This is a genomic window from Salinivibrio sp. MA607, assembly GCF_001996245.1.
Classification (GTDB): Bacteria; Pseudomonadota; Gammaproteobacteria; order Enterobacterales; family Vibrionaceae; genus Salinivibrio; species Salinivibrio costicola.
In genome coordinates, this window is sequence record NZ_MUFJ01000028.1 from 22,042 (window position 1) to 48,440 (window position 26,399).

The window sequence follows — 26,399 nt, forward strand, 5'->3', positions numbered from 1 at the left end:
CATGGCCTATTCGCTCGTTGGCGTTGTTGGTTTGACGCTTTTTTGATTTTTATAGTTTTTAGGATGTGTGCCGATATGTATACGTGTTCCTTATTCACGAAAGGTTAGGAAGTATGATGTCCTATCCGGCCATACCGCACTTTGTGAAGGCGATGGGCCACCGTGTGGTGAGTTACATCTTGAATGTCACAGAGGCCGAAGGCCGCTTAATTTTAATGCAGAAACTCGGACTAAGCCGGATCCAGCGAGACACGCTGAACCAGTATATCGAGCTGTGCCGTCAGCTACGGGTATCCGCGGTCGACCAGGGAGAAAGTGAACAATCTTTTTTTTATCGCCTCCCCCATGTGATGCAAAATGGTCGTCATGTCTTTAATGTGTGGCGGGCACAACAAGGGGGAGAGCTCGCCACGCGGATCACCACCGCCGACCCCTTGACCAGTGCATTTTGCCAACTGGCCGGTGAGCTGTATCCCTTGTTTCTGATTAAGGCGGGACAACGCCCGCACCTTTTTTATCGGGGAGCAGGTTACCTGACCGCAGCTATTGAGCAATTCCCTATCAGTAAGTTGGTGCAAAAGCGGATGGCGGCCGATCCTGCCTTATCAAGATTATTCACCACCACTGGCAAAGAGCCACAACAAACGTGTGGTGACTATAAAGATGCCACCGGACATCGCGGCATGGTGAGTTTAGCCAGTCTCCCTGTCTCCATTTTGGTCAATAGTTATGACTTAATGCGGATACGTGGCGTGGTCAGTGCTGACCGTTTCGTGACTACCGTCCAAGAGATGTTAGACATGGCACGCAGCCTTGCCGATGGTGAGGTCGCGCATATTCCCATGTTTGTAGGATTTCGTAATGCGGCGCTCACGAATTTGGCCGAACTCGATACCAAATGGGGCAGTGTACGGCGCTACACCCCGGGTATTGCTGAATATGTCTTACAAGCGGCGGGGCTGATGGCGAAGCGCCGGAATAATGGCTTTATGTTAGAGTCTGGCTACGCATTTGCGATCAACTTTGGCGACTTTCTTGAAGACGATGATTGGCCCGAGGAGGTTCTGGATGCCGAGGGCGAGCAGCAAACTACCGAGCTGAATATCATTTTATGCATGGCGCTTTGTTATCTTGGCCAACATAAGGCATTTGTCGCGCCAGAGTGGGTGTGGCGTATTGATCCATTTTCATTGGACAACCGACGACAAGATTTTAGCACCGTAGCGGAAACCAGCGATCCTGTGGCAATTGGTGATGAAGACTTAGTGGATATTGAGCGTTGGAGCATGCTGGTGGATGATACCGATTCCAGCGGGATTCGATTGGCCATGTCTCGCCTCTATGCGGCAGCAAAAAAACCGGTCACACAAGATGCCTTGATGGATGTGATTATTGCGTTACGCAATATATTTGCTGCCAGTGAAGACATTGTCCCGATAAAAGCGGCGCTGACGCATATTATCGAGCAAGAGACGGACCTTGCTATGATTGATCAGCTTGCCGAGGATTGGCGTGCCTTGTTAACTGGGGAGTTTGATGACGATCCTGAGACCATCCGTGAAAAAGTCTATCAATGCGTCCAGCTGTGTTTAACCTGTTTACGTCATTTCTACGTGCATGCCCCGATGCTGATGACTCGCCCCGACCGGCTGAGCTATCTGTGCGAACACGATGTCACGCAATCAAACGTGAATCCTTAGCGATCTCAAATAATCTCAGTGATTTTTACGGGTTCGACCTCATACCTGGCGAACTTGGTTTATGCTTACAGTGATCACGCTGCCATAGTCTCAGCTAAGAAGTCGAAAAGGAGAGGCTTTTGACCAAACAAATATTGATCACCGATGATTCTGCCCTGGCGCGCAAACAGCTATCTCGAACCTTGCCTCAAGACCTCGATGCTGACGTGCACTTTGCTGAAAACGGTAAAGTGGCACTCGACGTGCTCAACAGTCAGCCGATTGACATCATGTTTCTAGACTTGACCATGCCAGAATTAGACGGTTATCAAACGTTAGAGGCTATGCAAAAAGCGGGCATGACCACTCCGGTTGTGGTGGTGTCGGGTGATATCCAGCCATTAGCACAGCAGCAAGTGTTGGAGCGAGGCGCGAAAGACTTTGTTAAAAAGCCGATTAGTCGCGAGCGGGTCGATGCGTTAATCAAAGCCTATTTGCCTAATACATCCACTTTAGATACCCAGCGTGCGCAAACGTCGCACGAAAAACTGAGCCGTCGTGATATTTATATGGAAGTCGTGAACATTGCCATGGGCCAGGCGGCGGATAAACTCGCCCGGCACTGCGGTGTGTTTGTCCATATGCCTTTGCCGCAAGTCAATGTGTTTGAGGTGACTGAATTAACCATGACGATTCGCCATCTGGCCCAGTCCAACACCATGAATGGAGTGTGCCAAGGCTTTAGTGGTGAAGGGATCGCTGGTGAAGCGCTGATGTTGATCAGTGACTCGAGTATTACTGAAATGATCCAACTGCTCGACTACCCAGACGACGGATCGGTGGATAATGAATTAGAGCTCCTTGTGGATGTGAGCAACATTTTAATCAGCGCTTTTCTCCGCGGACTGGGCGATCAGGCGGCGTTAGAGTTTTCGCAAAGCTATCCGGCCTTACTTGGACAACATGCTGACGTTGACCAATTGATCTCGGCGATGAAGGGTTCATGGAAGCGAACAGTGACCATTGAGGTCAGTTATCAGATTGATGGTACCGAGATAAAATGCGATCTTCTATTGCTGCTGTTGGATGAATCACTACCGCTACTGGATGCCAAGTTAGCGTACCTGATGGATGAGGAGTAATGGAATGAGCACACAAGATTTTGATCAATTCCATTGGATGCTAGATATGGTGCAGCATATCGATATGGGATTAATCGTACTCGATCGCGATTTTCACATCCAAATGTGGAACGGATTTATGATCCACCATAGCGGCAAACATGCGAAAGATGTACAAGGTCGTTCGCTGTTCGACGTGTTTCCCGAGATCAATGCGTCCTGGTTTCGCGCCAAGTCTCAGCCGGTTTTCGAATTACGGTGTCGCAGTTTCATTGTTTGGCAACAGCGACCTTATTTGTTTCGCTGCCGTCATGTGCGCCCGATTACCGGACAGTTACCGTTTATGTACCAAAATATCACCATGCATCCGATGGCCAATACGCGTGGTGAAGTGAATCATATGTTTATTTCGATTCAAGATGTGACCAATGAGGCATTAGCGAGTCAAAGCCCTAAAGCTATAGCGTCATCATAGAGTAAGTACTGCGCGTCATCATAGCGAAATTACTGGTTGCGACTCGATTTTTTAGATAAGGCTTATTTTTGTTTTTGAGGTGGAGCGAGCTTTTAAGGTCAAATCGTGTCTCGTTTGGGATCACAGTACGCAAAAATGCCGCCGTTTAATGTCCTTTTTGCATAATACATGGCGGCGTCCGAGCAACTTAATAACGACTCAAACGATTCACCATGTTCAGGGTAACAGGCAATACCTATGCTCGCTGAGAGTGTGACTTCTTGATTGTTATTGACATGAAAGGGCTGGCTTAAACCGGCAATTATTTTTTCAGCCACGCGCCCCGCGTCATCTGGATGGCTGGTGTATTCGAGCAATACGGCAAATTCATCGCCACCAAGGCGAGCAAGCGTATCAGAATTGCGAATACTACTACTCATGCGTTTTGTGGTTTCCACGAGTACGCTGTCACCTGCGTCATGGCCGTAGGTATCGTTAATTGCTTTAAAGCCGTCTAAATCAATAAAAAGTAAAGAAAAGTGCGCACCTTGCTGCCGAGCTTGGACCAGTGCTTGGTCGGCGCGTTGTTTGAATGCCATTCGATTGAGGGCACCTGTTAAGGTATCTGTATGGGCCATGTGTTCAAACTGCAGGTACAAACGCTTGGTTTCGTTAATATCCTGGTGTGTACCAACCATCCGGACTGGATTATGGCTCCGATCCCACTCCATCACCTTGCCTTTCGATAATATCCAGACCCAGAAACCCTCTTTATGCAGCATTCTGAACTCACATTCATAGTTTGGCGTTAAGTCACCAAAGGCTGAATGTATTCTCTCTTGAGCATGGACATAGTCTTCGCTGTGACAGAGTGACTTCCATGTTTCTATCGTGATCGGAGCAAGCGCTTTTTGGCTGTATCCGATGATTTCGGCCCAGCGATCATTCACTACCAGCTGACCACTCGGGACGTGCCACTCCCACGTGCCTACATGTGTACCACGGATAATTTCATCGAGACGACCACGTTCAAGTTGTAACTCATATTCGGTGCGGCGTTTTTTGCGTAACACCAGCCACATCGTGGTCAACATCACACCGAGAAAGATAATAACCAGTGAAGTCGCAATCAGTTGGTGGTCTGTGCGTTTTTCAAGCTGTTGAGTTTGTTCATCAACCATGTGCTCTAGACGATTTTGGTAATGCCACAAGGATTCTTGTGTGGCGCGAAATTCACTGATGTCGGTGACGATAGAAAAAAGCACTGGACTGCCGCGATAAGAAACCGGAACCGATGAGACTTTAACGGTACGGGTTGAGCCATCGGCTAACTGGTGACGGAACACAAAATAACGACGTTTTTCTAATGCTGCCAGCTTTCGTTCTTCTGCAACCGATTGAGGGGATAAATCGTTAATCTCTGTGATGTTCATTTGCGCCAGCGTATCACGCGAATACCCATAAAATTCGCTGGCAGCTGTGTTAGCAGCAAGAATATCGCCTTTATCAGGATCGATTAGCATCATGACCAGTGCATGTTTTTCAAACATCTGATCAAATAAATCTGCATGGGGTTGTGACGTTGCTAACGTAAACGGCGCCCATAGCATGCAAATCAAAAAGATGAAAGACTGCTTAATCACACAGAATCACTACCCACTAAAACCTAGGCTAAGCGTAACACAAAGGTTAATGATTTGTGTGACAAGGGTAGGGGTTACTGTGCTTCATCGATTATCAGTCACGATAGATAGTGCCTTTGTGAGTGAATTCACTTTGTTAATACAATGTTTGCATATGATTAGTTTGTACGCGGGCGTTGGCACTGGGCTGTCATACGGTGAGGGACGTTAGGCAAGCGAGACACACCTGACTCGAGTGCTTTTATGCGAGTGTTGGGAGACGGATGCGTCGAGAGCAGTTCGGGTGGTGCGCCATCAGACGCTTTGGCCATATTGCGCCATAGGTCGACACTGGCACTCGGATTGAAACCGGCTTGATGCATCAGCTGTAGGCCAATTTTATCCGATTCTGATTCTTGCGCGCGGTTATAGGGCAGCAAAATACCGACTTGCACACCAAGTCCTAAACCTGCCATTGCCATGGCGGCATGAGGGCTATCTGATAGAGACATACCGGTAACCGTTAGGCCCAGTGCGGCAAGTTGAGAGCGAGAAAGACGTTCATTACTATGATCGGCTAACACATGACCAATTTCATGACCAATAACCGCTGCTAATTGATCGGGCGTCTCTGCGACATTGAGTAGGCCGGTATAGACGCCTACTTTTCCGCCTGGTAAAGCAAACGCATTCACTTGCTCACTGTCGAACACCACCACCTCCCATTCGGAAAAATTTGATTGAGGCGGAACCACTTTTAAAATCGCTTGGGTCACGCACTGTACGTACGTATTCACGGCTTTGTCCTGACTGATTGGCTGGGATTGCTTCATTTCCTCAAATGAACGCTGGCCTAGGTCAGCCATTTGATTGCCAGAAAAGAGCAAAAGCTGATTCCGGCCTGTGGGTGAATTTGAGCAGGCTGTAAGTGTGAGAATGAAGCAGATAGACAGAATGACTGTGTGGGCCGYGCGTCGCATGATTGTTTCCTGTATCGTTTTACCTAACATGGGCGTGACCGAAGCATGCCGTGAACGGCGCTCAGTTAGTACAGGTAATGTACTGTCTTATCGCCCCGGCGTCTACGGTGCTGCTTTCTTCGTGTTGCGCTAGTCGACGTTGATCATCAGGGCAACCGTTAGCGGTTATTGAATGAATAATAGGTGAGACATGGTGAGCATTTGGAAAAAAGACATGTCGCTCGCGGGGCTAAATGCCTCATCGGCGAATACCTTGGTTGAGCATTTAGGGATTATTTATACGGCGTTTGATGACAACAGCTTAACAGGCACCATGCCGGTTGCCGCGCATACGCATCAACCGCTGGGCATGTTGCACGGCGGTGCGTCGGTGGTGTTGGCTGAAACTTTGGGATCACTCGCCGCTAATATGTGTGTGCCTGAAGGGAAATACTGCGTCGGCCTCGATATTAACGCCAATCATTTACGCGCGATGCGACACGGCACAGTGACCGGGGTCGCACGCCCGATTCATCTTGGGGCAACCACGCAAGTTTGGAGTATTACCCTCCAAGATGAACGCGGCCGCGATATATGCGTGAGCCGTCTTACGATGGCGGTGCTGACWGAWAAAGCACACCGATAAAAGCAGACGCCGTGCAAGTCTGTGGGTAGCCTTGCACGGTTTTAGGGAAATCCCAAGTGTCAGTTACTCGTGCGAAGCCGTGACTTCATAGCTGGTAAATTTACGCACATTGATCACGCCAGTATCGAAAATCAAATATTGGCCCTTTATTCCTTTCAATATACCGCTTACGTGCGGATTTTTATCAAAGTTGTGGGAGCTTATCTTGGTTGGGTGTTCAGTGACAGGGTAACTAAATGTCAGTGCGTCTTGCTCAGCCGGCACAATGGCATCTTGACCAAATTGTAAACGGATATCAGCAAGCTCGGATGCAATGGCCTGGGTGAGGCGTTCCGCTTCTGTTGGTAAATCAAGTACGTCGTTGTCCCCCTTTAGAATCGCACGCCAGTTAGTCTTGTCGGCAACGTGTTTAGCGATTGCCACCTCAACCAGGCCAGATACATGGCGGGTTTTCACACGGAAGATTGGCAAGGCCTGCGTGGCGCCTTGATCATGCCAGCGGGTTGGCATTTGGTTCGCGCGTGTGATCCCGACTTTTAGCCCAGACGTGTTGGCGAGATACACGATGTGGTCGGTCATGCAAAACTGCTCGCCCCATTCAGGCTCCCGGCATGTCCCTTGTGCATAATGACAGGTTTCAGGCTTCATAATACACATGTCACAGCGCGCTAGCTTCTTCATGCAGGGATAACAGTGACCTTGTGAATAGCTTTTTTTGGTTTTTCGACCACACGCATCACAAAAGATATTGCCAGTGTGTGTCAGGGTGAGCGTGTGGCCCAGTAGCGGGTTAAGGTGTAGTTCTTGCTCACCGACACGGAGAAAATACTGCACGGATGCGCCTGCTTCGGTGCGCATTTTATTTAAGGTTCCAATCACAACATTGCTCTTATCGTTATAAAGTGCAGAAGTGTAACAAAGGAAAGCCTAAAGCGTTAGGTAGGTCGACGCTGGGACGCACTCGTACCTACCTCTCTTATCATTCCATGCTTATCCGAGCCGATTCTCAAAGCGTTTTTGATTGTCAGTAGTGAACTCACGGTAGAGGGTCACCGACACGATCAATACCTCTTTGTGGGTATCTTCACTGACTTGGTTAATCACAAAGTAGTCAGCTTCTTCTTCTTTGACTCCACGCTCAACAAGACGAAGTACATCGTCTTGAATATTGCCCTCGATCTCGACATTCGCTGTTTTTTCGAAGTCACCAAAATCAAGGGTTGATTTGGCTATCAGTTCGGGGGCCGCAAGGGCTTGAAAAGACAGAAAAGAGGCGCATAACAGCACCGCAGAGAGAGCTTTTTTCATAATATATCGACACGTCGGTGGATTTGCTGACAACGTAACAAGGGTAGGATGACGCGTTGTCAGCGTGAAGTTAAATTAACGCTGAGGCAATCAGACTAGCGTGTGGCGTCTTCAATATCATCACTAAAGACATCATTGTGGCCCGCTATGTTGGGGCGATGATACGCCGATGTATCATCAAGATAATCGGCTAACAGGTCATCATCTGTTGGGATAACCTGATGCTGTAAACTGTTCATTTTTTCTCCTTGAGTGATCGTTAACCCATCACATATAGCAAGGCTAACGGCTCACTGTGTCAATACCATGACATTCCTAGCGGCATTACGACCTTCTCAACCTTTTGCGATTGGGTCAATCTATTTCGACGCCGACTCAATGTCGAAGTGCGCAACAATCGGGCAGTGGTCGCTGAGCCGGTATGTCATTACCTTGTGGTAGTCAAACTGATACTGAAAACTGTACTGCCATTGGGCTGCAAGAGGCTCAGAGACCAAAACATGATCCACTAAGCGGCTGTACATCACCTGGTTCCAGGTTTGAGTACGCCAGTTGTAACGACGTGCTTTACAGCGTGCTCGCACGTTTTTGGTGACGTTGACGATGTTGGGGGGATTGGCCTCGATTTCAAGGCGATGAGCGTTAAATGTATGCCAAAATGGATCATTATTTTCCCCGATGTAGCGATTAAAGTCGCCGGCAATGATAACGTTTTTATCATCACGATCCGCGAGCCATTCCGCGAGCGCTCTGAATTGTTGACTCAGTTTTTTACAGCTGCTTGTGCCTTGGCGTTGGTGAAAACATCCCGACTTGAGATGAACGGATAACAAGTGAATAGGTGCATGGCCAGGAGGCGTGACCACCACATAGGCGCCATAACGCAAAGAAGGGGGTCCAAACAGTCCGGGTAAGGCAATCTCACGAAAATCCTTCCGATCGTCCACCTGCCAACCTTTGCGCACGGCGATGCCAGTCAGCTGCTGACTGTGAGAAGAGGATTTGAGTGCGGCGTAACGGTCGGAAAAGTAATAGTTATATTTTTCTTTTGGTACCACACGGGCTAGCGCCTCAGGGCTATCGACCTCCTGAAATGCCAACACGTCTGGAGAGATCTGCGCCAATATGGCCGCGAGTTGTAGGTAATCCTCTTCATGGCGAATACCAGCCCGTTGATCGGTCTTTAAGGTTAGCCATTCAAAATTCCATGTTGCTACCGTGAGTGCATAGCTTGGGGCAACATATAGCCCTAGCAGCACCAACAGTCCGACGCGTCGAAGCACGATTGCCCCTTACCTTAATCATTTGCTTTTCACCGTGATCCTACTGCAAATATTCAACGTGTAGGTGAGTTCGCGATCAAATTGCGGACAAGGTTTGATTTTCGCTAAYAATTGCAACAATACAGATCAGCAAACTGGAGAACAGATAGGCGTTTAAACGGCCGACTTTGGTTATTCGAAAGTTCGATGATCTGAGTCAACACAATCGATCCCGCATTTGCTATCTAATGCCACATCTTGTGTTTATGATGTTTTTATAATCCTATATATGGTGTGGAGGGCATATGCCAGCGGTAATTAAGCGCGACGGAACACGCGTCCCATTTGATGCAGATCGTATCGTTCAGGCGGTGACGTGTGCGCGAGAATCAGCGCAGTCGCTGCGTGACGTTGAATCATGCCCATTGACTGATGAGGCGATTCGTCGTTTAGCGGATACCATTGCGACGCAATTTGCTGGCGATGCCGAAGTAGATATCGATCACATCCAATATGCGGTAGAAGATGTGCTTATGGCTGGCCCGCATAAAGCGGTCGCGCGCGCGTACATTGAATACCGCCACGATAGAGACATTGCACGAGAGCGCCGAGGGCGATTGAATCATGAGGTACAAGGGTTGGTCGGTCAAACGAACACCGAGTTGCTGCATGAAAACGCCAACAAAGACAGCAAAGTTATTCCGACGCAACGCGATCTACTCGCGGGCATTGTGGCGAAGCATTACGCCAAACAGCACATGCTACCGAGCGCCGTTGTCCGCGCCCATGAATCCGGCGAAATTCATTACCACGATTTAGACTATGCGCCTTTCTTCCCCATGTTTAATTGCATGTTGATTGACTTAGCCGGCATGTTGCAAAAAGGCTTTAAAATGGGGAACGCAGAAATTGCCCCGCCTAAGTCGATTTCGACCGCCACAGCGGTGACGGCACAAATTATCGCGCAAGTGGCGAGTCATATATACGGTGGCACCRCCATCAATCGTATTGATGAGGTGTTAGCGCCTTACGTTGAAGCAAGCTACCAAAAACATTTACTTGTGGCGCGAGAGTGGGCCATTGCTGAGCCCGAGGCATATGCGCGAGCAAGAACCGATAAAGAGTGCTTTGATGCGTTTCAATCGCTGGAGTATGAGGTAAACACCTTACATACGGCCAATGGGCAAACCCCGTTTGTTACGTTTGGGTTAGGGCTCGGTGAATCATGGTCTGCGCGTGCAGTACAACGTGCTATTTTAGCCAACCGTATTGCCGGTTTGGGCGAAAATCGCAAAACCGCTGTGTTCCCTAAATTGGTCTTTTGCATTCGCGAGGGCTTAAACCGACAGCCTGACGATCCGAACTATGAGATCAAGCAACTTGCGCTTGAATGCGCCTCAAAACGAATGTATCCCGATATTCTCAATTATGACCAAGTTGTATCGGTCACCGGTTCGTTTAAAACTCCGATGGGCTGCCGAAGCTTCTTAAGTGACTATGAAGAAAACGGCGAATTGATCCATGAAGGGCGGAATAACTTGGGCGTGGTCAGTGTCAATTTACCCAGATTGGCGATTGAAGCAGAAGGGGATGAAGACGCCTTTTATGCGCGCCTCGATGCAACGTTAAATATTGCTCGTCAGGCACTCGATACTCGAATTGCGCGTTTTAAAGGGGTAAAAGCCCGCGTGGCGCCCATTTTATATATGGAAGGTGCATGTGGGATCCGCCTTAACCCAGATGATGAAGTCAGTGAGATTTTCAAACATGGCCGAGCATCGATTTCGCTAGGGTATATTGGCCTACACGAAACGATTAATGCCCTTTATGGCAGCACGCCGCATCTTTACGACAGCGTGGTTAAGCAAAAGAAAGCGAAAGCGATTGTCGCCTACTTGCATGATGCGACCGAGCGCTGGAAAGAAGAAACAGGCTATGGCTTTAGTTTGTATAGCACCCCGAGTGAGAACCTCTGTAGTCGTTTTTGCCAGCTTGATACGCAAGCCTTTGGTGTGCTTGAAGGGGTGACGGATAAGGGCTATTACACCAACAGCTTCCACCTCGACGTGGAAAAACAAGTCACACCTTACGATAAAATCGATTTCGAAATGGACTATCCACGCTTAGCCAATGGTGGCTTTATTTGCTATGGCGAGTATCCCAACATCCAGCATAATTTAGAAGCGTTGGAGAACGTCTGGGATTATAGCTACGATCGCGTGCCGTACTATGGCACCAATACGCCGATCGATGAATGCTATGAATGTGGGTTTACCGGCGAATTTGATTGCACCAGCAAAGGCTTTACCTGTCCGGCATGTGGTAATCACGACCCAGCGCGCGTGTCGGTGACTCGTCGCGTCTGTGGCTATTTGGGTAGCCCGGATACACGTCCATTTAACCCAGGTAAGCAGCAAGAAGTGATCCGCCGCGTTAAACATATGTAGGGAGTATATCGTGCATTATCACCAGTATATCCCGGTCGATATTGTCAATGGGCCTGGCACGCGCTGCACTTTGTTTGTCTCAGGTTGTGAGCATCAATGTCGAGGCTGTTATAACAAAGCCACATGGCCGCTGAAAAGTGGCCACCTTTTCACTGATGTGATTAAAGATCAGATCATTCGTGATCTTCTCGATACACGGATCCCGCGGCGCGGTTTATCGTTAAGTGGTGGCGATCCTTTGCATCCTGCTAACCTCGACAGTGTAAAAAAATTGTTACAAGAGGTGGTGTTAAGTGCCCCGGATAAAGACATTTGGTTGTGGACAGGCTACACGCTGGAACAATTATCCTCTGAGCAGCAAGAGGTGGTGGCGTTGATTGATGTGTTGATCGACGGCAAATTTATCCAAGCAGAGGCCGATCCAAACCTCGTATGGCGGGGGAGTGCCAACCAATGCGTACACTTTCTGTCCGAGCGTGCGCAACATCGACAAGAGAATCGCGGGTAAGAGGTTGCCAATTTTCCCGCATGGGGTAGGGTATAGCGTATCTTGAGCATCCAGGCTTAAAAGGACGTATTACTATGTTAGATCTGCTCTCGCCTGCCCAGCAGGATCCCATTCTCTCTTTGTCACTGGCTTATCGTGACGATCCGCGTGAGCATAAAATGGACTTAGGCATTGGCGTTTACCGTGATAGTCATGGTCAAACGCCAATTATGCAAGCCGTTAAAGCGGCACAACAATCCCTAGCGCAAACTCAGCAAACGAAAGCCTATGTTGGCCTGGCCGGCAATGAAAACTTCAACCAAGCTATGGTCGATCTCTTACTCAAAGGGACGGACGCATATGACCGTTGTGCCGCCGTGCAAACACCAGGCGCAAGTGGGGCGCTGCGTATGCTGGCCGATCTGATGAATCTCGCGAAGCCGGTGACCACCGTATGGTTGACAGACCCCAGCTATGTGAATCACAAGCCGGTGATGGAAGCGGCAGGCCTGACGGTGAAATTCTATCCGTATTTTAATCGTGAGACCAAAATGGTGGATGCCGATGCCATGCTGAATGCCTTATCACAGGCGGGCGCCGACGATGTGGTATTGTTACACGGTTGTTGTCATAACCCCACAGGTGCTGATATAAGCCTGAAGGAATGGGAAGCGATCACAGAGCTTGCAAATCGCAACGGATTTACCCCCTTTGTTGATATTGCCTATCAAGGCTTTGGTGATGGGGTAGAAGAAGATGCTCGGGGTTTGCGTCTTTTAGCCGATAATGTTGAAGAGCTATTAATTGCGACATCTTGCTCTAAGAGTTTTGGCTTGTATCGAGAACGTACAGGCGCGGCGATTGTGGTGGGTAAATCTGCCCAAGAAGCGCAGAATGCGAAAGGGCGCATCATGCAACTGGCGCGCAGCACCTATACCATGCCACCGGATCACGGTGCCGCAATTGTCGAAACCATTTTGACGGATGATGCGCTTACGCAGCAATGGCGCAATGAAATTAAAGCCATGAACACCCGCATTAATGCCTTACGAGAAGGCCTGACGTTAGCCCTTCGCGATCGCACAGGTGACGGTTATTTTGATTTTATCCAACACCATCGTGGCATGTTTTCCGTACTTGGTTTGACTGGTGAGCAGATCCATCAGTTGCGAGACAAACACGGCGTCTATGCGGTAGGAGATAGCCGGATAAACATTGCTGGCCTGGCAGAGCGACATATCGATAGGTTGGCCGATGCGCTGGTGGATGTGACGTCATAAACAATGATAATTACATAAAGGCATTAGCATACGCCCGTTGTACTTCGGTACGACGGGTTTTTTATAATCGTGCACACATAATGTGATGCTCCCCCACGCTTTTCTTGGTACACAAAAGTATGGTGATGTGAGTAGCTGAGCTGTTCGTAAATAGGGAATATTTTCATGCAACCGACTCGATCACCGTTTGCCACCATACAAGGTCGATACAGTATCGGATTGATCGTCTTTTTACTGATCGCGACGATCCTGACTGTTTTTAGCATACAGACATGGATTGCACCGACGCTAAAAAAAGAGGGAGAAGAAAGACTTAAGCTTAACCTGAATGAAGTGGGTCGCGATATTACCTTCGCTCTTCGTGAAGTAAAAGCGCAGCAGCGCGCCATTACGCAACTTATCCCAACCTTAACCAGCGCCYAAATCGATACCCAACTACCGCACCTTATTGATCAGTACGGCAACCCTCTGGTATTTGGAGGCGGTATATGGCCACTACCTAATAAACGCCTCGCGGGCGTTGATCGCGCCTCTACCTTTTATCACCGTGATGACAGCGGACAATTAGTTGAGAATACTTACTGGAATAGCGACGAGGCCCCAAATTATTACACCCAACCTTGGCATCGTGCGGGTCAAAATGCGCCTCGGGGAGCATGCGTTTGGGCCAATGCTTATAAAGATGGTGCCAGCGCTCAGCCTCGTACCAATTGTGCCATGGGGATTTATCAGCAAGGCAATTTATATGGTGTAGCAACCATTGATGTCACGCTTGGTTTTTTTAATCAATTGGTCGCGGAAAAGCAAAAAGCCTTAGATGCCAACATTGCCATTGTGGAATCCGATGGCAAGATCCTTAGCCAAAGCCGTGGTGGTTTCACGCGTGACGATGTACTTAAATCGGTCTCACGTTTCAACACGCCTTTCGCCAAGGCTATTGATACGGCTCTAAATCAACAGACGCAGCGTTTGATCTTTGAAGGTAAAGACCAGGAGCAAACTTTATTGCTGTCGCCAGTCTCTGGTACGCCATGGACGCTGGTCGTTGCCAAGCCAACCTCGGCACTCACGGCGTTGAGCGATAAAATTCTCACCACCCTTGCTTGGATCCAGTTACCTCTGATCGGCTTATTGCTCGTGGTCATGCTCATTGCGTTTAAACGACTTCATGGCCGATTTGCGACATTTAAGCAAAATGTGGATAGCTTATCCTCAGGCGATGCGGATCTCACACTACGATTGCCGACAAAAGGTAATGATGAGCTGGATAGCATCTCTCATTCAGTGAATGACTTCATCGCGTACTTGCAAGACTTAGTGCAGAAAGTGATGAGCGCAAATCAAACCTGTTCGAACTATGTTGAGCAAATCAGTCATGATGCTAGCCAAACCTTATCGACATTAGATGCCCATGTAAGAGAAACAGAAGGCGTTGCTACCGCGATTAATCAACTAAGTGCCTCTGCTTCTGATGTCGCGGAAAACGTTAATCAAAGCCATGATGTCACGCGTCAGATGCAATCAGAAGCCCAGCAAGCGCGTGAAGAGACGCAGGCATCGACACGCAGTGTCTTAGCCCTTGTCGATAACGTGGAAACCAGTGAGCAAAAAGTCGCGCAAATGCGAGAGCATACTAAAGCAATTGAATCGATTCTCGGCGTGATTGGTGATATTGCAGAACAGACTAACTTACTGGCCTTGAATGCGGCGATTGAAGCGGCTCGGGCGGGCGACCAGGGACGCGGTTTTGCGGTTGTCGCGGATGAAGTGAGAAACCTCGCCTCGCGGACGCAACAGAGCACCGGTGAAGTCGATAAGATGTTGGCACAGGTCAGTGACGCTGTGACACAGGCCAGTCAATCTATGCAGGAGACGAGAGAGCAGTGTGTTTCATCTTCAGAGAGTAGCCAACAGGTTGAGCAGCGGATTGAAACCATGACCCAATCAGTGACGCAGGTTGACGAGCTAAGCACGCAAATCGCCACGGCTGCCACCGAGCAAAGCCAGGTCACTGAAGATATTAGTCAAACCATGACGTCTATCCGTGATATCGTCGCTAAGCTGCATCAACATGGGCAAACTACCGAGCAGCGTGCACATGATTTACAAGCGGCAAATACGGCGTTGCAACAATTAGTGGGGCAATTTAAAGTCTAGCTGCATCCTTGCCAAAGGAGCCGAATGCCCCTTTGGCATGAGACTGGTTGTCATGTCACTGGCTGTATTAACGCTTGTTTTTGAGGTAACGCTTACGACGGGCCTCTTTTTTAGCGGCTTTTTCTTCCTCTCGACGGGCGTTGTCTTCTTCAACCTGCACCAGCTCGGTTTCAATCATGTCCGGTTTCTCTAACGTGAGGCCACCTAGCGCACCGGCGCGTAAATCATGCAACAGCACTTCTGAGGCTTTGTGYAAGTCAACCCGCCCTCCCGCGCGCAGACAACCGCGCTTGGCACCAATCGCTTCCATCAACTCAATGTCTGTGTCGGGTAATACATCAAGCTGATAGCGTTCTTGTAGCCGCTCGGGGTAGGCACTCGCCAAGTACTCCACGGTATAAAAAGCCACTTCGTCGTAGTCCATTGCTGTATCTTTCACAGCGCCGGTTGCTGCGAGACGAAAACCGCTATGTGGGTTCTCAACCTTTGGCCATAAAATTCCCGGTGTATCAGAGAGCACTACGCCGTTTTGCAAGTTAATCCGTTGCTGCTGGCGCGTCACGGCGGGCTGGTTGCCTGTTTTTGCAATCACTCGGCCGGCAAGGCTGTTAATGATGGTGGACTTGCCTACGTTAGGGATCCCCATGATCATTGAGCGAATATTTTTACCCATGGCTTCGCGATGAGGGGCCAGTGCGCGGCACCGCTCCATGATTCGATTGACTTCACTTTGCTGCTGCGTGGTGATCGCCATTGCTGAAACGCCTTGCTCTTGCTCCAAGTGGGCCATCCAAATATCTGTCATAGCCGGATCGGCAAGATCGCGTTTGTTCAGTACTTTGATCACTGGCTTGTCGCCACGCAGTGTGCGGATCAGAGGGTTTTCGCTACTAAAGGGGATGCGTGCGTCGAGCACTTCGATGATCACATCGATCTTAGGGACGACTTCTTCGATTTCCTTTCGAGCCTTGTGCATATGGCCCGGAAACCACTGGATCTTGTTGTTAACCATGTTTGTACAACCTTGCTGATGCGAATGCGCCAACGTCATACAAGTCAGTGGCGCGACAATGGCGCGCATCATACCACTTAACGGTATCGATGAGAAAAGCTGAGGTGTTCTGGATTATCGATGACAACGCGCGGTATCGAAATAGCTACTCTCACCTAATAGACTACGTGCGCAATTTAGATCCTAGTCTAGTTATTCGACATGTTTATGCGTTTAGTGTTTACCTACTGCTATTAAGGAGACATCATAAAAATAGTTAAACCTGCAGATAGTCTCGGCGGAATGAAAGCCGGCAAGTCGTTGAATAAGGGAGTGAAATGGTCGCACCTAAAAGTCTCATTTTTCAGTTACATCAACATTGGGAGGTTATTGAGCAGCTAACGCGGCTTTCGCGAGAGTTTCCAGCGTTTGAGCTGAGAGTACTTGAGCAGGTGATCAATCAATTCAAAAATAAGCAAACAGACAGTAATACTGTACTCACTAGCCTTGTTAATGCAGATATATTGCAACCTATTAACCGAAGTAGTGACTATCAGCTAAATACATTAGTCGTGGATTTTGTGAGAGGCTTGACGCAAGAGCATGAGCTTGGCTTATCAGCGGTACTTAGAGCGCGAGTCGACGCGATTAAAGACGCCACCAGCCAGGTGTTAGAAGGGCTAGATGGGTCGGACAATGATTTGCTGCGTGCCGGCGCGAACAGACTCTCAGAGCTTGTCAGAAAGATCACCCAACAGCTAATCCAAGACAAACAAGCAATTTTTGAAATAGCAGAATTAGCGAAATCGGCGGATACCAGTATGCCGATTGAGCGTCGTTACCGTGAAGTCCTAGAAGTGTACGATCAATACGTTGAGCCGATGAACGAAATGATGGACAGCGGCCTTGGTGGTAGCTTCTACCCGTTATTAGAAAAAGCAGAAGAAGCACTGGATGATGCGGTCGATCGACTCTCGATACGTGGAGCTTTGTATCAACAAAGGCTGGCGATGCGCCAGATTGCTTATCAAGTGAAAGAGCTTCGTTATCAAGGACGCGTCATTGCTCAACAATGTGCTGATACTTTGCTGCCATTACGTGAGGAAGCAAGACAGCATAACCAGCTTTCAGCGGTGATTAGTAAGCAGCTCAGTCAAGTTCGTAAAAAGGGATTAGCGCGAGGGCTCAACGCCAAGGGGCTACCTTTGTGGACAAGTAGCCGTGTCACCAAAATTCAATTGGGCAATGAGGTGCGCGAATTAATGGCTGAATTCATGAATTTTGAGCCTATTGCTGTCGTTTTCCCTGATGAAGGAGATGGACCGACGAGTTCAACGGTCAGCTGGGTGGATGAAGCGCGGTTGAGAGAAAAGCTGAGCGATTCGTTGCCGGTTGACAATCTTATGATATGGCTGAGGGAACACTATCCGCATTTATCGGACGCAGCGTTATTAAGACTTTACCATGAACTTGTGCAAGAGCCTCAATGGGAAAGCACGTTAGGGCCACACTCGAATACTACAGCGTTAAACACCGTCGCCGTTACTTATTACCCCCATAAAATCAGGGCATTAACTGATCCAACTCCTGCAAAGGGTATAGATCATGCGAAATAGTAAAATCGATTTAAATGAACTGGCATATTTGACCGAGTTATTTCACCTTTTTAGCTCTGGACGACACCTTAACCGCTCGGCGGATGCCGCGCTATGGCATGAGCTTGAGCTGCAAGCAGAACAGTATCAGTATCTATTTGCAAACCTAGGTTTTGATTTGCGCATTGATGGACGCGGCTTTGCTTGGTTTCATGATGAAGAAGGTAATCAGAACATCAATAAACAATCGCGTCATTTAGCGTTATTGCTAATGGTGCTATTTGATCATCAAGCGGATAGCGGTCGCTCCCTTGGCCAGTTTTACCAATGGACAATTGATAACACCTTACTCGATGACATTTACGGAAAGCATCAAGGACTTTTGGATGCAGAAGAGCTAGACCGAGATGCACTCGCAAAGATACTCGACAACGCTGTGCGAAAAGGTTTTGCCGTTCAAGAGAACAATCACTGGCGTTTGTTGCCGTCGGTATATCGCTACCTTGATCACTTCCAAGCAATTACAGAGCACGCATCTGAGAGTGATATAGCGGCTACGGCTTATGAGGAAGATGAATCATGTTAAGTTATGGCTTTCAACGTGTAGCGTTAATCGGCAGTGCGGGATACCAGCGCGCTGAACTTCCTCTCGATGATTCTGTATCATTAATCGCACCCAATAACCATGGCAAAACAAGCCTTATCAATGCGCTTCAATTTCTACTTATCATCGATCAGAGAAAAATGGATTTTGGCTCGCACACGCGAGATCAAACGCGTCGCTTTTACTTCCCAAATAACAGCGCCTATATCTTACTAGAAGTAATTCTACCGCAAACGGGCACAGTAGTGTTTGGGTGTGTCGGTAAAGGGGTGGGCCATGACTATGAGTACTTTGCCTACAAGGGAGAGTTGAATTTAGACGATTATCGTTTAGATGATGGTAATATCGTCAGCCAACCAAAGCTTGTCAGTCACTTAGCAAAAAAGAAATATAGCGTCCATCGATATAACGAGAGGGACTTCCGTCACTTGATTTATGGCGGTGCAAAAAGCAAGAAGACGAGCGATATTGACTTTACCGTATTTAAGCTTGAGCATATTAGCGATGCCCGTTCCTTCCAGCAGGTACTCACCAAGACGCTGCGACTCGACAAACTAAATTCTAGTGATGTGAAAGAATATTTGTTAACGATATTTAGTCGAGAGCTACCCAACGCCAGTATTGATTTTAAGCAGGAATGGGAAAAAGCGTTTCAAGACATTAACTTAGAGCACGAGCAGTACCTAGCCGCTTTCAATAATCAAAAGATGATTTACCAACTCGAGCAAAAGTTTGAGCGTACCTTATCTTTACGAGGAAAGATTGCCGTATGCCAACCGAAAGTGGATGCGTTGCTAAAAGACTGGCATGGTCACGTTCAAACGACGCGGGAACAGCTAGTTAAGCAAAAGGCTAAGCTTGAACAAACCTCACGTGAACTTCGAGAGCAAGATATCGCTCAAGCAGGGAAACGCCAAGACTTAGTCAATGAGCTGGCAAAGCTAGATCATACGGAGAAGCAACATCAAGAGCTGGAAGCGCGTTTTGCCCTGATTCCGGATCAAGGATTCCTAGAGAGCCAGTTACGATCCGCCGAGAAAGAGTATGAAGCGCAGGCCACATTATGTGTTCAGTCCCAGCGCTCCTCTTCCGAGATGCTTCGAAAACAATTGCAAGAAAAAGAACAGCAGCGCCAGCGGCTGCAGTATCAACAGCGAACCCTAAATGACAATTTATACCTTCACCTTTCTAAGACGCTCAATACACACGAGTTAGATAATCTAAACAAAGTGCTCAGCCAACAAGTTCTGCAACTGCCACCCTCACAGTACTCGCTTAATGCTGAGCAGTTGCGAAGCGTTTTTAATCGCGAGTCCTCACAGCAATGCTTGCTCCCCGGCTTAACATTGTCGCTTCATGAGCTATTGCCTCAGCATGTGCAGAAAACAGAGTCAGAGGTTTTGGAGGAAATTGGTAGCGTTAATGAGCAAATAAACGAGCTCAAAGAATTACTACAAGCAAGTAGAGAGCAAGAGGCGGCTGAGAGGAAAAAGGCCGAATTAAATAGTGCTGTTAGGCAGTGTGAACAACAGCTAAAAGAATTCCAACAGTTACAAGAGTTAACACACAATCAAGCACAGCGAATCGAGCAAAGACAGGCTGTTGAGAAACAGCGAGTAGCGATTAACGATGCGCTTAACAACTCAGGAGAAAAGCAAGCCTATCTTTCAAGGCAATTAAGTGAGGTAGCGGATAAGCTTAATAAACTGGCTTCAGACGAGAGCAGTGTTGAAAAACTAAAAAAACAAAGAATAGATGACCAAGCGCTATTTAGCGGACTTTCTGACCAGCCACATTCGCCCTGGATAGCGGGGGATGATTGGTCTTTGGCGTCACTTCCGGATCGTCTTCAGGACTACATTGAAGATTGCAAAGCCCTTGATCAGCTATCAAAAGAACTGCGCCAAATGAAAAATGAATTGGGTCAAAAAGGGCTGACGAAGTTTCAGATGGCGCAAACACAAGATGAAGAATTAGAGGGTATTATTCAATTCAATCATTGTTTGGACGATGAGAAAAAAGCACTGGAAAGGCGGGCCCGATCGGCCGTCGTCAACGTCACTGCCAGTTTAAGAGAGCTGCGCAGTGGTTTATATGCATTGCAAAGTAAGATGAAGGAATTCAACCGCCTGATCAGCCAAAGGCAGCTGTCAGATCTTAAAATTTTCAAAATTGAGCCAGTCGAACAAAGTCTGCTTGTTGATGCGATGAATGTGCTGATCCAACAAGCAGAGCAAACTGAAAGTGGTCAAAGTTTTGAGCTATTTGATCAGGGCAGTATCCTCGATGATGCTGATTTAGAGCGCGCGAAGAGCCTGCTGATTGATGAAGGCAATGCTCGCCAAGGTTTAAGAGTAGCAGACTTATTCCGGCTTGAATTTGTCGTTGCCAAGCACGGCCAGCCGCAAGAGTCATTTGAAGAAATTGATAGTGCCGCCTCTAACGGAACCGTATTGATGGCGAAGCTTGTGACGGGTCTGGCGATGTTGTACCTCATGCAAGATAAACGCCACCAAATGAAAGCAGTCTGTTATTTGGATGAAGCGTCAGCTTTGGATACCCAGAACCAAACGAGCTTGATAGAGATTGCGGATCAATTCGGTTTTGCCTTGATATTTGCCTCACCAGCCCCCTTAACCACCGCGCGTTATTGTGTGCCAATTCACCAAGCCAATGGCAAAAATCATATTAGTCGAAATAGCTGGCAGATTTTCGAACCACTAGAGAGTCAAGAGCTGCCCCAATCATATGCAGAGCCATCGCTATGAGCCAGGCGTTGGTGAAAGCACTCTCGCGACTCGTTGAGGTTTACCCTGATTCCGTTGCCGGAAGTACAATGACACCGTCTCAAAAGAAGCAGCTTGAAGCGTTCAATCACAAAACGCGGTGTGTGCAAATTACGCCTAAAGGCCGTGGTGTTGTTTATCGAATTCAAGATATGGATGTAGCCACCGTTGAACTTGAACGGTTGGCCCCCGACCAACGTGTATCTTCCAGTGTACCGCAACGATCGGCAAACATAGCTTCGACACGCAGCAGCAAACAAGGATACGCAGGTCACGATGTCACGTACGCTCTGGCTAAAACGGTTGCGAACCCTTTGTGGGACGTTTCCGGCGTGCCAACCGAGCACTTAAATGCAGCCACAGAAGCGTTTGGTGTCTTGTCGCTTGAGGTGGGCGGAGAGCGAAATAGACATCTTCACACAGAACATTCCATTTGGCTGGTAGAGAATCAAGCGCTATTTGACAGACTAGATTGGTTGCCAAATAACGAACCTACTACCGTTATTTGGTACCGCGGGCAGCTACACAACAAACTAATTGATTGGTTATCGGTGCCTGAAAGGGCACCGATAGTCTACTTCTTTGCTGACTATGATGGAGTAGGGCTGAATAACTACCGCCGCCTCAAAGAGAAGCTCACAGAAAGAGCAGAGTTTTGGATGATGCCGAATTGGAAGGCGTTTTTGTTGCGTTATGGACAAAACCAGCTTTGGGTTGACACCGCCCGGGACTTTTTCTCGTTCGAGCGCAACAGCCAAAAGCTTTTAGTACAGTCATCAGAGTTACGAGAGTTGGTGACGGAAATGAAGAAGCATGGCTTAGCTTTGGAGCAAGAGGTGATTTGGTTGAATGAACGGTAGCAGCGCTATAATAAGCTTACCAACTGCTACAGCCCGGTAAATTATATACTTATCACTCATATGTTATAGCGTGATGTAACAGCCGGTAGCTTTTAATTGTCTATTTTCATTATAACCTAGATTTAAGATGTCAGACGCAGATCTTTCTTATGATTAATATACGTTGACGGATACATTTAATAATTGGTTTCGATAAACTCTAGGGCTATAGTTAAACTTGCTCTTGAAACACTTTGAAAAATAGTTACTGTCTCTAAATCCACATTGTTCTGATATATACTGTATGGATCGTTGGCTTTCTTCACATAGAAGTTTTGCTGCGAAGTTCAACTGTAACTCACGTAGATAATTATTAGGCGACTTACCCAAAAAATCACGAAATAGTCTCTCTAATTGCCTTCGGCTGATAAATGCTGCTTTAGCTATTTCAGTACTACTTATACTTACCTTATTGAAGTTTTGCTCAATAAAAATGAGCGCACGACTAAGAGCTAATGTCGTTTGTGGAAGCTCATTGCTTTGTCTTTGGTACTGACGAGCTAGAGTAACTACTAATTGTTGCATTAAACTAGTGAGCATAACCTCGAATCCAGATTTTGACTCATAATATTCTATCTTTACCTCTCTAAGTATCTTTTTTACAAAAGATAACTGACTGCTTTCGAGCGTAAGTTTGGCTTGATAATCTGTTGTTTGACGCGCTAGTGGTTCGATTTTGAACATAGCTTGATATCCGGACAGTTGTCTAATGGACGGAGTCTCAAAAAAAGGAATTTTTTGGTCAAACATCAAGTTAATTACTTTTAGTTGATTGACATCTCGAAAGCCATGCTCTACGTCGCCATTAATCACAAATACGTCTCCCTTATTAAGAGAGTACTCATATCCAGCGACAGAATGTTTACCGCTACCACTGATAACTAGAAAAAGTTCGGAGAAATCGTGTTTATGCTCTGCAAAATCATGTAGGTGGTGTCCGTCAACGTAAGCAAATTTAACATGATCGTGCTTCTGATGTAAGTGTAGATTGTAGGTTATGCTCATTGTCGTAATAATCCCTTTTTATGGCGTGATTTTGGTAGAACAAGGATACTTTTAATCATACTATTTCTGAAGAAAAAAACGAATACTATTCAACTTTACTAAATGGGGAATACCTGTATGCCTCGTATCCCAATTGAGGTGATGAACATGATGTATCTGGTACCTGACTCTACATGATCATGTAACCTAAAATCATGAATATTAGGATAAATCTAAAAATTGACTATTGGAGGCCTATATGGAAAGTAAAAAAATCATCCAGGCGCAAAAAGACCTAGTATCTGTTAGTCGCCAGGCAGCGGCTGAAGGGATAGTCCTATTGAAAAATGACGGTAATGTATTACCTATAAATACACAAGATACCGTCTCTCTCTTTGGCCGTTGCCAAATTGATACTTATCGTAGCGGAACAGGATCAGGCGGAGCAGTAAATGTTCCGTACGCGGTTAATGTACTAGAGGGGCTGAGGGCCAATGATAGAATCCACTTAAATGAAGAACTAATTTCGATTTACCAGGAATGGATCTCTAATCATCCATTTGATGATGGTGGTGGTGGCTGGGCGGCGGAGCCGTGGTTTCAAAAAGAGATGCCACTGCAAGATGAATTAGTTAAAGATGCGGCCGCGAAATCTAACARAGCCATGATTTTTATAGGGCGCACGGCGGGAGAAGATAAAGATAATTCATTGGAAAAGGGTAGCTATTACCTTACTACMGATGAGATCGATATGATTACTAAAGTTAATTGTCATTTTAACAATGTGATCGTGGTTATGAATGTAACTAATATTATGGATATGGCTTGGTTAAATACTATTGAAAATGCTAAGTCTATTAAATCCGTAATCTATAGTTGGGCTGCTGGCATGGAAAGTGGTCATGGACTTGCTGATATTGTTTCAGGATTACAGTCACCAAGCGGGCGATTAACAGACACTATTGCATATAGCATCTGGGATTATCCTTCCTCTTCTAACTTTGGTCGGAAAGATTATAATATCTATGCTGAAGATATTTATGTTGGCTACCGTTATTTTGAAACTTTTAGTCCCGAATCAGTGCAGTTTGAATTTGGTGCTGGTCTATCATACACAAACTTCCACCGTGAACTAGTCGCTTTTGAAAGCTGTGGGAAAGATACAGATATTCAACTTTATTTTGATATAAAAATAACAAACAGTGGTCACATACATCCGAGTAAGGAGGTAGTTCAGTTATATGTAGAGATGCCTCAAGGTAGTCTTGGTCAGCCATCTAGAATACTTGCCGGATTTTGTAAAACTCCACTGATCCAACCAGGAGAAAGCGAAGAAGTCCAGATCAGTATTCCAATTAGCACACTGGCATCTTATGATGATACTGGTGTGACGGGACATCGTAATTGTAATGTCTTGGAAGCGGGTACATACCAGTTTATGTTAGGGGGTAGCGTTCGTGAAGCCAAACTAATCGAAGCCAAATTTGATTTAAATGCGTTACTTGTGATTGATAGATTAAATGAGGCCTGTGCTCCAGTTCGATCCTTCGAGCGTCTAAAACCGAGGAAAGTAAACGGTAAATGTGACTTTCAAGTTAGTTATGAAGCTGTACCTCAACGTACAGTTGATTTGGATAAGCGAATACAGCTTAATACACCAAAAAGTTATGAAATTACAGGTGATCGTGGTATCAAGCTTAATGATGTTAAGCAAAATAAGGCAAGTTTAGAGACTTTTGTGGCCCAAATGACTCTAAGTCAGCTTGCGACTATTGTTCGTGGTGAGGGAATGTGTAGTCCAAAGGTGACGCCAGGAACTGCAGCTGCTTTTGGTGGTGTATGTGATAGTCTATTTGAAATGGGTATTCCAGTAGCTGCAGCGGCCGATGGACCTTCTGGAATTCGTATGGATAGCGGTCATAAAGCAACTCAAATACCAATTGGGACCCTACTCGGATGTACATGGAACACCGCACTTAATGAGGTACTATTGTATCTGGTAGGTCAAGAGCTCCGTGCAAACCAAATTGATACTCTTCTCGGTCCTGGCATTAATATCCACCGTAATCCGTTGAATGGACGAAACTTTGAATACTTCTCTGAAGATCCTTTAATAACTGGCTTATTAGCAGCAGCTCAAACTCGAGGTCTTAAAAAGGCTGGAGTTACAGGTACTATAAAACATTACGCAGCAAATGATCAGGAAACTGCACGCACAGATGTTGATAGCATTGTATCTGAACGAGCATTAAGAGACATTCACATAAAACCTTTTGAAATAACGGTAAAGTTTGGTGAAGTATCAAGTATTATGACTTCTTATAACCCGATTAATAGCTATTGGGCAGCATCAAACTATGACCTGAACACTACCATTCTACGAAATGAGTGGGGCTATACAGGTATAGTGATGACTGATTGGTGGGCGAAAATGAACCATCCGATCTATGCAGGAAAAGCAGAAAAAACTAATACCTCATTTATGATCCGCGCACAAAACGACCTGTACATGGTGGTGAGTAATGATGGCGCGGAGCGTAACGTTATGGGAGATGATACACTTATTGCGCTGGAAAAAGGTACGCTTACAATAGGTGAGTTACAGCGAAGTGCAATAAATATTTGTCGTTTTATCATAGGTTCACCTGTTATGGATCGCCCTTTGCAAGCTTATGACCCAATCAAATCAATTCCCGCTTTAACAAAGCCACCAACAGAACCTATTTATTCCATTGAAAATGATATCGTCCTCAATACAAAAAAAGATATCTTAATAGCAGTTGAGGTGACAGAACCCAGCACCTATCAGTTTAATAGCTTAATGAGCTATCAGAGAGGCGCTTTAGCTCAATCATCATGTAGTTTATTTATTAATGATCAATTCTGTATGACTCTATCTCTGAATGGAACCAATGGTAATTTAGTTGAAGTTGAAGGAAGCAAAATAAAGTTAGACCGAGGTTATTACATGTTAGGTATAAGTTTTGTTAAACCTGGCCTTGAGCTAGAAAAGGTGTCTGCACAAAAATGTTATAATTGAAAGGACGGTAAGTATATATTTTTATGAATACTTCGTATCTTATCAGGCGCTTATATCAATAAAGTAGAGTATTTTAAC

21 protein-coding genes are annotated in these 26,399 nt (G+C 46.7%); 13 read left to right on the forward strand and 8 right to left on the reverse strand.

What is annotated here, in order from left to right:
- Positions 1-113: 113 nt before the first annotated feature.
- The 3 genes from BZG81_RS12515 to BZG81_RS12525 all read left to right on the forward strand — a co-directional run bounded on the left by BZG81_RS12515 (position 114) and on the right by BZG81_RS12525 (position 3,275).
- Entirely contained in the window at positions 114-1,700 is a 1,587-nt protein-coding gene (locus BZG81_RS12515) for a hypothetical protein (protein ID WP_025744561.1), read from the forward strand.
- 119 nt (positions 1,701-1,819) lie between these two features.
- Positions 1,820-2,821 (forward strand): response regulator, encoded by a 1,002-nt coding sequence (locus BZG81_RS12520; RefSeq protein ID WP_077576957.1) that lies wholly within the window; start codon positions 1,820-1,822, stop codon positions 2,819-2,821.
- Between the two features lie 4 nt (positions 2,822-2,825).
- A complete protein-coding gene (locus tag BZG81_RS12525; RefSeq protein ID WP_021023812.1) occupies positions 2,826-3,275 on the forward strand; it encodes a PAS domain-containing protein in 450 nt (149 codons plus the stop codon).
- Between the two features lie 98 nt (positions 3,276-3,373).
- Here the strand turns inward: BZG81_RS12525 and BZG81_RS12530 are convergent, their stop codons facing one another.
- Positions 3,374-4,897 (reverse strand): sensor domain-containing diguanylate cyclase, encoded by a 1,524-nt coding sequence (locus tag BZG81_RS12530; RefSeq protein ID WP_077677539.1) that lies wholly within the window; start codon positions 4,895-4,897, stop codon positions 3,374-3,376.
- Between the two features lie 158 nt (positions 4,898-5,055).
- Positions 5,056-5,856 carry a M48 family metallopeptidase gene (locus BZG81_RS12535; protein ID WP_077677540.1) on the reverse strand — a complete coding sequence of 267 codons (801 nt, stop codon included), beginning with the start codon at positions 5,854-5,856 and terminating at the stop codon, positions 5,056-5,058.
- Between the two features lie 193 nt (positions 5,857-6,049).
- Here BZG81_RS12535 and BZG81_RS12540 point away from each other — a divergent pair, with 193 nt between their 5' ends.
- On the forward strand, positions 6,050-6,481 hold the full coding sequence (locus tag BZG81_RS12540; RefSeq protein WP_077677549.1) for a hotdog fold thioesterase: 432 nt from the start codon (positions 6,050-6,052) through the stop codon (positions 6,479-6,481).
- Positions 6,482-6,544: 63 nt separating this feature from the next.
- On the opposite strand, the gene BZG81_RS12545 is transcribed toward BZG81_RS12540, so the two are convergent.
- From BZG81_RS12545 to BZG81_RS12555, 4 genes are all read right to left on the reverse strand, one after another.
- Entirely contained in the window at positions 6,545-7,339 is a 795-nt protein-coding gene (locus BZG81_RS12545) for a DUF2797 domain-containing protein (protein WP_077677550.1), read from the reverse strand.
- A 132-nt stretch (positions 7,340-7,471) separates the two neighbouring features.
- A complete protein-coding gene (locus tag BZG81_RS12550; RefSeq protein ID WP_077460778.1) occupies positions 7,472-7,789 on the reverse strand; it encodes a hypothetical protein in 318 nt (105 codons plus the stop codon).
- A gap of 95 nt (positions 7,790-7,884) precedes the next feature.
- Positions 7,885-8,028, reverse strand: a complete 144-nt coding sequence (locus tag BZG81_RS15625) for a hypothetical protein (RefSeq protein WP_158011801.1) — start codon at positions 8,026-8,028, stop codon at positions 7,885-7,887.
- 120 nt (positions 8,029-8,148) lie between these two features.
- Positions 8,149-9,072: an endonuclease/exonuclease/phosphatase family protein gene (locus tag BZG81_RS12555; protein WP_158011847.1), complete on the reverse strand. Its 924-nt coding sequence runs from the start codon at positions 9,070-9,072 to the stop codon at positions 8,149-8,151.
- 284 nt (positions 9,073-9,356) lie between these two features.
- Between BZG81_RS12555 and nrdD the strand changes: the two genes are divergently transcribed.
- From nrdD to BZG81_RS12575, 4 genes are all read left to right on the forward strand, one after another.
- On the forward strand, positions 9,357-11,498 hold the full coding sequence (gene nrdD / locus BZG81_RS12560) for an anaerobic ribonucleoside-triphosphate reductase (RefSeq protein WP_077677542.1): 2,142 nt from the start codon (positions 9,357-9,359) through the stop codon (positions 11,496-11,498).
- A gap of 10 nt (positions 11,499-11,508) precedes the next feature.
- A complete protein-coding gene (gene nrdG / locus BZG81_RS12565; RefSeq protein WP_077661307.1) occupies positions 11,509-12,006 on the forward strand; it encodes an anaerobic ribonucleoside-triphosphate reductase-activating protein in 498 nt (165 codons plus the stop codon).
- A gap of 74 nt (positions 12,007-12,080) precedes the next feature.
- Entirely contained in the window at positions 12,081-13,265 is a 1,185-nt protein-coding gene (locus tag BZG81_RS12570) for an amino acid aminotransferase (RefSeq protein WP_077661306.1), read from the forward strand.
- A 165-nt stretch (positions 13,266-13,430) separates the two neighbouring features.
- Entirely contained in the window at positions 13,431-15,422 is a 1,992-nt protein-coding gene (locus BZG81_RS12575; protein ID WP_077677543.1) for a methyl-accepting chemotaxis protein, read from the forward strand.
- Between the two features lie 67 nt (positions 15,423-15,489).
- Here BZG81_RS12575 and ylqF read toward each other — a convergent pair whose 3' ends face one another.
- Entirely contained in the window at positions 15,490-16,434 is a 945-nt protein-coding gene (gene ylqF, locus BZG81_RS12580) for a ribosome biogenesis GTPase YlqF (protein ID WP_025744796.1), read from the reverse strand.
- 317 nt (positions 16,435-16,751) lie between these two features.
- On the opposite strand from ylqF, the gene BZG81_RS12585 reads away from it, so the two are divergent.
- Genes BZG81_RS12585 through BZG81_RS12600 form a run of 4 tightly spaced genes read left to right on the forward strand, consistent with a single transcriptional unit; the run spans position 16,752 to position 22,258 of the window.
- Entirely contained in the window at positions 16,752-18,029 is a 1,278-nt protein-coding gene (locus BZG81_RS12585) for a hypothetical protein (RefSeq protein ID WP_077661305.1), read from the forward strand.
- Complete coding sequence (locus BZG81_RS12590; RefSeq protein WP_077677544.1) at positions 18,019-18,594, forward strand: condensin complex protein MksE; 576 nt, start codon at positions 18,019-18,021, stop codon at positions 18,592-18,594. Before BZG81_RS12585 ends, BZG81_RS12590 begins: the two co-directional genes overlap by 11 nt.
- The gene (locus BZG81_RS12595; RefSeq protein ID WP_077677545.1) at positions 18,588-21,380 is read left to right on the forward strand and encodes a hypothetical protein; all 2,793 of its coding nucleotides are present in this window, start codon (positions 18,588-18,590) and stop codon (positions 21,378-21,380) included. Before BZG81_RS12590 ends, BZG81_RS12595 begins: the two co-directional genes overlap by 7 nt.
- The gene (locus tag BZG81_RS12600; protein WP_077677546.1) at positions 21,377-22,258 is read left to right on the forward strand and encodes a DUF7281 domain-containing protein; all 882 of its coding nucleotides are present in this window, start codon (positions 21,377-21,379) and stop codon (positions 22,256-22,258) included. The genes BZG81_RS12595 and BZG81_RS12600 overlap by 4 nt, the downstream gene beginning before the upstream one ends.
- 153 nt (positions 22,259-22,411) lie before the next feature.
- Here the strand turns inward: BZG81_RS12600 and BZG81_RS12605 are convergent, their stop codons facing one another.
- Positions 22,412-23,302: a helix-turn-helix domain-containing protein gene (locus BZG81_RS12605; RefSeq protein ID WP_077677547.1), complete on the reverse strand. Its 891-nt coding sequence runs from the start codon at positions 23,300-23,302 to the stop codon at positions 22,412-22,414.
- Between the two features lie 238 nt (positions 23,303-23,540).
- On the opposite strand from BZG81_RS12605, the gene BZG81_RS12610 reads away from it, so the two are divergent.
- Positions 23,541-26,321, forward strand: a complete 2,781-nt coding sequence (locus tag BZG81_RS12610) for a glycoside hydrolase family 3 protein (protein WP_077677548.1) — start codon at positions 23,541-23,543, stop codon at positions 26,319-26,321.
- The last annotated feature ends 78 nt before the right edge of the window (positions 26,322-26,399 follow it).

Excerpts from the sequence above, each read along its gene's own strand:
- BZG81_RS12515 (WP_025744561.1), top strand. The coding sequence starts at position 114 with ATGATGTCCTATCCGGCCATACCGCACTTTGTGAAGGCGATGGGCCAC.
- BZG81_RS12525 (WP_021023812.1), top strand. The coding sequence starts at position 2,826 with ATGAGCACACAAGATTTTGATCAATTCCATTGGATGCTAGATATGGTG.
- BZG81_RS12545 (WP_077677550.1), bottom strand. The coding sequence starts at position 7,339 with ATGCGCACCGAAGCAGGCGCATCCGTGCAGTATTTTCTCCGTGTCGGT.
- BZG81_RS12550 (WP_077460778.1), bottom strand. The coding sequence starts at position 7,789 with ATGAAAAAAGCTCTCTCTGCGGTGCTGTTATGCGCCTCTTTTCTGTCT.
- BZG81_RS15625 (WP_158011801.1), bottom strand. The coding sequence starts at position 8,028 with ATGAACAGTTTACAGCATCAGGTTATCCCAACAGATGATGACCTGTTA.
- BZG81_RS12570 (WP_077661306.1), top strand. The coding sequence starts at position 12,081 with ATGTTAGATCTGCTCTCGCCTGCCCAGCAGGATCCCATTCTCTCTTTG.
- BZG81_RS12585 (WP_077661305.1), top strand. The coding sequence starts at position 16,752 with ATGGTCGCACCTAAAAGTCTCATTTTTCAGTTACATCAACATTGGGAG.
- BZG81_RS12590 (WP_077677544.1), top strand. The coding sequence starts at position 18,019 with ATGCGAAATAGTAAAATCGATTTAAATGAACTGGCATATTTGACCGAG.
- BZG81_RS12595 (WP_077677545.1), top strand. The coding sequence starts at position 18,588 with ATGTTAAGTTATGGCTTTCAACGTGTAGCGTTAATCGGCAGTGCGGGA.
- BZG81_RS12600 (WP_077677546.1), top strand. The coding sequence starts at position 21,377 with ATGAGCCAGGCGTTGGTGAAAGCACTCTCGCGACTCGTTGAGGTTTAC.
- BZG81_RS12605 (WP_077677547.1), bottom strand. The coding sequence starts at position 23,302 with ATGAGCATAACCTACAATCTACACTTACATCAGAAGCACGATCATGTT.